This is a genomic window from Bradyrhizobium sp. SUTN9-2 (assembly GCF_003122645.1).
In the GTDB taxonomy this organism is placed as follows: domain Bacteria; phylum Pseudomonadota; class Alphaproteobacteria; order Rhizobiales; family Xanthobacteraceae; genus Bradyrhizobium; species Bradyrhizobium yuanmingense.
Genome location: NZ_LAXE01000001.1, coordinates 783,662 through 789,661, shown reverse-complemented (window position 1 = coordinate 789,661; position 6,000 = coordinate 783,662). Strand labels below are relative to the sequence as shown.

Genomic DNA, 6,000 nt, shown 5'->3' with positions numbered 1-6,000 from the left:
GTTTCCACAATGGGACAATCCCCCAGAGGGAAGAGCCCCCACCCGGCGCTTCGCGCCGACCTCCCCCGCAAGCGGGAGAGGTTGCACCGACCGTGCGGAGAGGCACTCGGACAAATGACCCCTCCGCCCTACCCCGTAGCCAGGCTCTCGATCGTCAGATTCCGGTTGGTGTAGACGCAGATGTCCGCGGCGATGTCCAGGGAGCGGCGGACGATGGTCTCGGCGTCCTTGTCGGTGTCGAGCAGGGCCCGGGCCGCCGCCAGCGCGTAATTGCCGCCGGAGCCGATCGCCATCACGCCGGCCTCGGGTTCGAGCACGTCGCCGGTGCCTGTCAGCACGAGGGAGACGTCCCTGTCAGCCACGATCATCATGGCCTCCAGCCGCCGAAGATAGCGGTCGGTGCGCCAGTCCTTGGCGAGCTCCACCGCCGCCCGGGTCAGCTGCCCCGGATATTGCTCGAGCTTGGATTCGAGCCGCTCGAACAGCGTGAAGGCGTCAGCCGTGGCGCCGGCAAAGCCGCCGATGACGTCGCCCTTGCCGAGCTTGCGGACCTTCTTGGCATTGGACTTGATCACGGTCTGGCCGATCGAGACCTGGCCGTCGCCGCCGACCACCACCTTGCCGCCCTTGCGGACCGTTAGAATCGTGGTGCCGTGCCAGCCCGGCGAGCTGTTCTGGGAGTCCTGCATGAATACCTCACTGTCCGGCCTGATTTAGGCGGTCGGGACGAAGGGCACAACGGGCCGTTCCGGGCCGAATTTCGCTCACCATAGGCAGAAGTAGAGGTCCGGCCGGCCGTTCCCGCAGTAGCGAAGGTGTCATTTGGCTGTTAAGAGACTGGCGTTTTCGGCTCCCTAGCTAGGATGAAAGCCAGCTTTCAATGCGCACCGCGACGATCAAGCGCAAGACCAAGGAAACCGACATCGAGGTCTCCGTGAACCTCGATGGCACCGGCGTGGCCAATATCGCGACCGGCATCGGCTTTTTCGACCATATGCTCGATCTCCTCGCCCGCCATTCCCGCATCGACCTCACGGTCAAGGCGGTGGGCGATCTGCACATTGATTATCACCATACCACCGAGGACACCGGCATCGCGCTTGGCCAGGCGGTCAAGCAGGCGCTCGGCAACATGGCTGGTATCACCCGCTACGCCGGCGTGCACATCCCCATGGACGAGACGCTGACGCGCGTGGTGATCGACATCTCGGGCCGCCCGTTCCTGGTGTTCAAGGCCGACTTCCCCCGGCACAAGATCGGCGAGTTCGACACCGAGCTGGTGCGCGAGTGGTTCCAGGCTTTTGCCATCAACGCCGGCGTGACTCTCCACGTCGAGACCCTATATGGCGATAACAGCCATCATATCGCCGAGTCCTGCTTCAAGGGTCTGGCGCGGGCACTGCGCGCGGCCGTGGCGATCGATCCGAAGGCGGCGGGCGAAATCCCGTCCACCAAGGGCTCGCTCGGCGGCTGACATCTTCCGTCTTGCGGCGAACGCTGCTGGCGGCATCACTGAATTTCGAGAACGGGGCATCACCATGCCTGTCTACACAGTTCACGCTCCCTCACCCGCAGGAGCCGACCCGCGCGCGACCGACAAGTTCGTGTTCGTGCGCGACGGCTTTCATTTCTGGGCGATGATCTTCGGTCCGTTCTGGCTGTTGTGGAATCGGCTGTGGCTGGCGCTGATCGGCTATCTGATCTTCCTGGCCGCGTTCAACGCGGGGCTGTCGAGCCTCGGCGTCGGGCGCTCCTCGATCTTCTTCGCCGATTGCATCGTCGCGGTGCTGATGGGCCTCGAAGCCTCGAGCCTGCGCCGCTGGACCTTGTCGCGCGGAAAGTGGCGGCAGCTGGATATCGTCGTCGCTGATGACAGCGACACTGCGGAGCGCCGCTTTTTCGAACGCTGGAGCCAGAAGCAGAACGGCAGCGCTGGCGATCAATGGGCCGTCGATCGCGGCGGCCCGCCGCCGACCCGCAATGTGCCGGGTCAGCCATTCTCGAACCCGCCGCCGATTCCGGCCGGCGGCATCATTGGGTTGTTTCCAGAACCGGGAGGGTCAAGATGAGCGTCGCCATCATCGATTACGGTTCCGGCAATCTGCATTCCGCCGCGAAAGCCTTCGAGCGCGCCGCGCGCAGCCTGGAGAGCCCGCAAAAGGTCTTTGTTACCAGCGATCCGGACCAGGCTTACGAGGCTGACCGCCTGGTGCTGCCCGGCGTCGGCGCCTTTGCCGATTGCCGGCGCGGGCTCGATGCCGTCAACGGCATGGTCGAGGCCATCACCGAAGCGGTGCGCGTCAAGGCGCGGCCGTTCTTCGGCATCTGCGTCGGCATGCAGCTGATGGCGAGCCGCGGCAAGGAACACGTCGTCACCGAGGGCTTGAACTGGATCGGCGGCGACGTCGAGAAGATCACGCCGCGCGATGAAAGCCTGAAGATCCCGCACATGGGCTGGAATACGCTGGACCTGCTGCAGGAGCATCCGGTGCTGAACAAGCTGCCGCTCGGTCCCAAGGGCCAGCACGCTTATTTCGTGCACTCCTATCATCTCAACGCCGCCGACGAGGCGGATGTGCTCGCGCGCGCAGACTATGGCGGACCCGTCACGGCGATCGTCGGCAAGGACACCGCCATCGGCACGCAATTCCACCCCGAGAAGAGCCAACGCTTCGGGCTGGCCCTGATCTCGAATTTCTTGCGATGGAAACCGTGATTCTCTTTCCCGCGATCGACCTCAAGAACGGCCAGTGCGTGCGCCTCGAGCAAGGCGACATGGCGCGCGCGACCGTGTTCAACCTCAATCCCGCCGCGCAGGCGCAGAGCTTTGCCGCGCAGGGTTTTGAATATCTCCACGTCGTCGACCTCGACGGTGCCTTCGCCGGCAAGCCTGTGAATGCTGACGCCGTCGAGGCGATGCTGAAGACGATCAAGATTCCGGTGCAGCTCGGCGGCGGCATTCGCGATCTCGCGACCGTCGAAGCCTGGCTCGACAAGGGCATCACCCGCGTCATCATCGGCACCGCTGCGGTGCGCGATCCTGAATTGGTGAAAAGCGCCGCCAAAAAATTCCCCGGCCGCGTCGCGGTCGGGCTCGACGCGCGCGACGGCAAGGTCGCGGTCGAAGGCTGGGCCGAGACCTCGCAAGTGACTGTGCTCGAGATCGCCAAGCGCTTCGAGGATGCCGGCGTCGCCGCCATCATCTTCACCGACATCGCGCGCGACGGCTTGCTCAAGGGCTTGAACTTAGAGGCGACCATCGCGCTGGCCGATGCCATTTCGATTCCCGTGATCGCCTCCGGCGGCCTCGCCTCGATCGAGGACGTGAAAGCCATGCTGCGCGCGAAGAAGCTCGCCGGCGCGATTGCCGGCCGCGCGCTCTATGACGGCCGGCTCGATCCCGCCGCCGCCCTCACCTTGATCCGCGACGCGCGCAGGAGCTGACCCATGTTCAAGGTGCGCGTGATCCCCTGCCTCGACGTCAAGGACGGCCGCGTCGTCAAGGGCGTCAACTTCGTCGATCTCAGGGATGCCGGCGATCCCGTCGAAGCCGCCATCGCCTATGACGCCGCCGGCGCCGACGAGCTCACCTTCCTCGACATCACCGCGACCCACGAGAACCGCGGCATCATGCTGGACGTGGTCCGGCGCACGGCGGAAGCCTGCTTCATGCCTGTCACCGTCGGCGGCGGCGTGCGCGAGGTCAACGACATCAAGACGCTGCTGCGCGCCGGCGCCGACAAGGTGTCGATCAACAGCGCCGCGGTGTCGCGGCGCGAATTCGTCAAGGAAGCCGCTGAAAAATTCGGCGAGCAGTGCGTGGTGGTCGCGATCGATGCCAAGCGCGTCAAGCGTCCGGGCGGCGACCGCTGGGAGATCTTCACCCATGGCGGGCGCAACTCGACCGGCATCGACGCGATCGAATACGCGCAGGAGGTGGTTTCGCTCGGCGCCGGTGAAATCCTGCTCACCTCGATGGACCGCGACGGCACAAGGCAGGGATTCGATATTCCGCTGACCCGCGCGATCGCCGACAGCGTTCCCGTTCCCGTGATCGCCTCGGGCGGCGTCGGCAATCTCGACCATCTCGTCGACGGTATCCGCGACGGGCACGCCACCGCGGTGCTGGCGGCTTCGATCTTCCATTTCGGGGAATTCACCATTCGTGAGGCCAAGGAGCACATGGCGCGGCGTGGGCTGCCGATGCGCCTGGATGCCTGACGACTCCGGTTCGTAACGATGCTAACATTGGCGGACGGGGATGGCCGCCGTGGCCAAATCTGTTGCCAAGCTTGCTTTCAAGCGTGTTTCCGAGTGAGTCCGATGCCGCGTTTCACGATCCATGATCTGGCCGAAACCATCGACGTCCGCGCAGCGTCCGGCGGCGAAGCATCCTATACCCGCAAGCTGCTCGACAAAGGCCCCGAGCATTGCGCCAAGAAGTTCGGCGAGGAAGCAGTCGAAACCGTAATCGCTGCAGTCGAAAACGATCGCGCGCATCTGATCGCTGAAAGTGCCGACCTGCTCTATCATTTCCTTGTGCTGCTGAAGGCGCGCGGCATAAAGCTGGAAGAGGTCGAGGCCGCGCTGGACAAGCGGACCTCGATGTCGGGGCTGGAAGAGAAGGCGTCGCGCAAGGGCGGCTAGGCAAGGGCGAATAGATCGCAACGGAAAGGCGGCGTCATGGATATCCGCGCACCCGAGCAGCAGTACAATCCCTACCGCGTTTATACGCGTGAGGAATGGGCGCGACTGCGCGACGATACGCCGATGACGCTCGAGCCGGGCGAGTTCGACCGGCTGCGTTCGCTGCACGATCGCCTCGACCTGCAGGAGGTCGAAGACATCTATCTGCCGCTGTCGCGCCTGTTGTCGATCTACGTCGATGCCATGCAGCGGCTGTATTACGCCGAGCGCCAGTTCCTCAACATCAGGGACCGCAAGGTGCCCTACATCATCGGCGTCGCCGGCTCGGTGGCGGTCGGGAAATCCACCACGGCACGCGTGCTCCAGGCCCTGTTGGCGCGCTGGTCGCCGCGGCCGAAAGTCGAACTGATCACCACCGACGGATTTCTCTATCCCAACGCGGTGCTCGAGCGGCACGGCATCATGCAGAAGAAGGGTTTTCCGGAGAGCTACGATCTGCCGATGCTGCTCAACTTCCTCTCCGACATCAAGGCTGGCCGTCGCCACGTCCGCGCGCCGGTCTATTCGCATCTGACCTACGATATCGTGCCGAACCAATGGGCCGAGATCGACCAGCCCGACATCCTGATCGTCGAAGGCGTCAACGTGCTGCAGACCGGCAAGCTGCCGCGCGATGGCAAGGCGGTGCCGGTGGTTTCCGACTTCTTCGATTTCTCGGTCTATATCGACGCCGACGAGGCGGCGCTGCGGCAATGGTACATCAAGCGCTTCCTGGCGCTGCGCGACACCGCATTCACCAATCCAAAATCCTACTTCAACCGCTATGCTCTGTTGTCGGACGAGGAAGCCACCGCGACCGCGATCGCGATCTGGGAGCGTACCAACCTCGCCAATCTCGAGGACAACATCCTGCCGACCCGGCCCCGTGCGACGCTGATCCTCAAGAAGGGCGCCGACCACACGGTGGAGAGCGTGGCGCTCAGGCGGCTGTAATCGCCTTGGTGCCCGGGCCCTGCCCATTCGCGCAGAGTATCTTTTGATGCAGACCAACGATGGGTATTCCGCTATTCCTTGGAAAACGGCGGGGGCACACCATGGTTGATCGTCTCAGGAGCGCTGCGGAGCAGCTGGTAGCTCCGGTCTGCCCGGACTGCCATGTCGAGATGAAGTGGTTCCGCTCGGAATTGCTCACGGACGAGCCGACCCCGGTCATCGCGCATCTCTTCGTGTGCCCCCATTGCAAGCGCGCCGCGCAGGCAAATACCGTCTTCCGGGGAGGCCAGACGACGCCGGACAAGCTGTCTGCACCGCGCTTTATTGTCTCTGCTGCATGAGATTGCGCATCGGCCGGAT

At 64.1% G+C, this 6,000-nt stretch carries 9 protein-coding genes; 8 read left to right on the top strand and 1 reads right to left on the bottom strand.

Annotation, left to right across the window (positions count from 1 at the left end; translation table 11 throughout):
• Nucleotides 1–128 precede the first annotated feature (128 nt).
• Complete coding sequence (hslV, locus tag XF30_RS03725; RefSeq protein WP_036003154.1) at nt 129–689, bottom strand: ATP-dependent protease subunit HslV; 561 nt, start codon at nt 687–689, stop codon at nt 129–131.
• 191 nt (nt 690–880) lie between these two features.
• Between hslV and hisB the strand changes: the two genes are divergently transcribed.
• From hisB to XF30_RS03685, 8 genes are all read left to right on the top strand, one after another.
• Nucleotides 881–1,474, top strand: coding sequence for an imidazoleglycerol-phosphate dehydratase HisB (gene hisB / locus XF30_RS03720; RefSeq protein ID WP_109141960.1), 594 nt, complete (start codon nt 881–883; stop codon nt 1,472–1,474).
• 64 nt (nt 1,475–1,538) lie between these two features.
• Complete coding sequence (locus tag XF30_RS03715) at nt 1,539–2,069, top strand: DUF2628 domain-containing protein (protein WP_109141959.1); 531 nt, start codon at nt 1,539–1,541, stop codon at nt 2,067–2,069.
• Nucleotides 2,066–2,716, top strand: a complete 651-nt coding sequence (gene hisH, locus XF30_RS03710; RefSeq protein ID WP_109141958.1) for an imidazole glycerol phosphate synthase subunit HisH — start codon at nt 2,066–2,068, stop codon at nt 2,714–2,716. Before XF30_RS03715 ends, hisH begins: the two co-directional genes overlap by 4 nt.
• Nucleotides 2,713–3,444, top strand: coding sequence for a 1-(5-phosphoribosyl)-5-[(5-phosphoribosylamino)methylideneamino]imidazole-4-carboxamide isomerase (gene hisA, locus XF30_RS03705; RefSeq protein WP_109145557.1), 732 nt, complete (start codon nt 2,713–2,715; stop codon nt 3,442–3,444). The genes hisH and hisA overlap by 4 nt, the downstream gene beginning before the upstream one ends.
• 3 nt (nt 3,445–3,447) lie before the next feature.
• On the top strand, nt 3,448–4,221 hold the full coding sequence (gene hisF / locus XF30_RS03700) for an imidazole glycerol phosphate synthase subunit HisF (protein WP_018646048.1): 774 nt from the start codon (nt 3,448–3,450) through the stop codon (nt 4,219–4,221).
• Nucleotides 4,222–4,323: 102 nt separating this feature from the next.
• Complete coding sequence (locus XF30_RS03695; protein WP_036003183.1) at nt 4,324–4,647, top strand: phosphoribosyl-ATP diphosphatase; 324 nt, start codon at nt 4,324–4,326, stop codon at nt 4,645–4,647.
• Nucleotides 4,648–4,683: 36 nt separating this feature from the next.
• Nucleotides 4,684–5,640 (top strand): type I pantothenate kinase, encoded by a 957-nt coding sequence (gene coaA, locus XF30_RS03690; RefSeq protein ID WP_036003185.1) that lies wholly within the window; start codon nt 4,684–4,686, stop codon nt 5,638–5,640.
• A 101-nt stretch (nt 5,641–5,741) separates the two neighbouring features.
• Nucleotides 5,742–5,981: a hypothetical protein gene (locus XF30_RS03685; protein ID WP_109145556.1), complete on the top strand. Its 240-nt coding sequence runs from the start codon at nt 5,742–5,744 to the stop codon at nt 5,979–5,981.
• The last annotated feature ends 19 nt before the right edge of the window (nt 5,982–6,000 follow it).

Excerpts from the sequence above, each read along its gene's own strand:
- hslV (WP_036003154.1), bottom strand. The coding sequence starts at position 689 with ATGCAGGACTCCCAGAACAGCTCGCCGGGCTGGCACGGCACCACGATT.
- hisB (WP_109141960.1), top strand. The coding sequence starts at position 881 with ATGCGCACCGCGACGATCAAGCGCAAGACCAAGGAAACCGACATCGAG.
- XF30_RS03715 (WP_109141959.1), top strand. The coding sequence starts at position 1,539 with ATGCCTGTCTACACAGTTCACGCTCCCTCACCCGCAGGAGCCGACCCG.
- hisH (WP_109141958.1), top strand. The coding sequence starts at position 2,066 with ATGAGCGTCGCCATCATCGATTACGGTTCCGGCAATCTGCATTCCGCC.
- hisF (WP_018646048.1), top strand. The coding sequence starts at position 3,448 with ATGTTCAAGGTGCGCGTGATCCCCTGCCTCGACGTCAAGGACGGCCGC.
- XF30_RS03695 (WP_036003183.1), top strand. The coding sequence starts at position 4,324 with ATGCCGCGTTTCACGATCCATGATCTGGCCGAAACCATCGACGTCCGC.
- coaA (WP_036003185.1), top strand. The coding sequence starts at position 4,684 with ATGGATATCCGCGCACCCGAGCAGCAGTACAATCCCTACCGCGTTTAT.
- XF30_RS03685 (WP_109145556.1), top strand. The coding sequence starts at position 5,742 with ATGGTTGATCGTCTCAGGAGCGCTGCGGAGCAGCTGGTAGCTCCGGTC.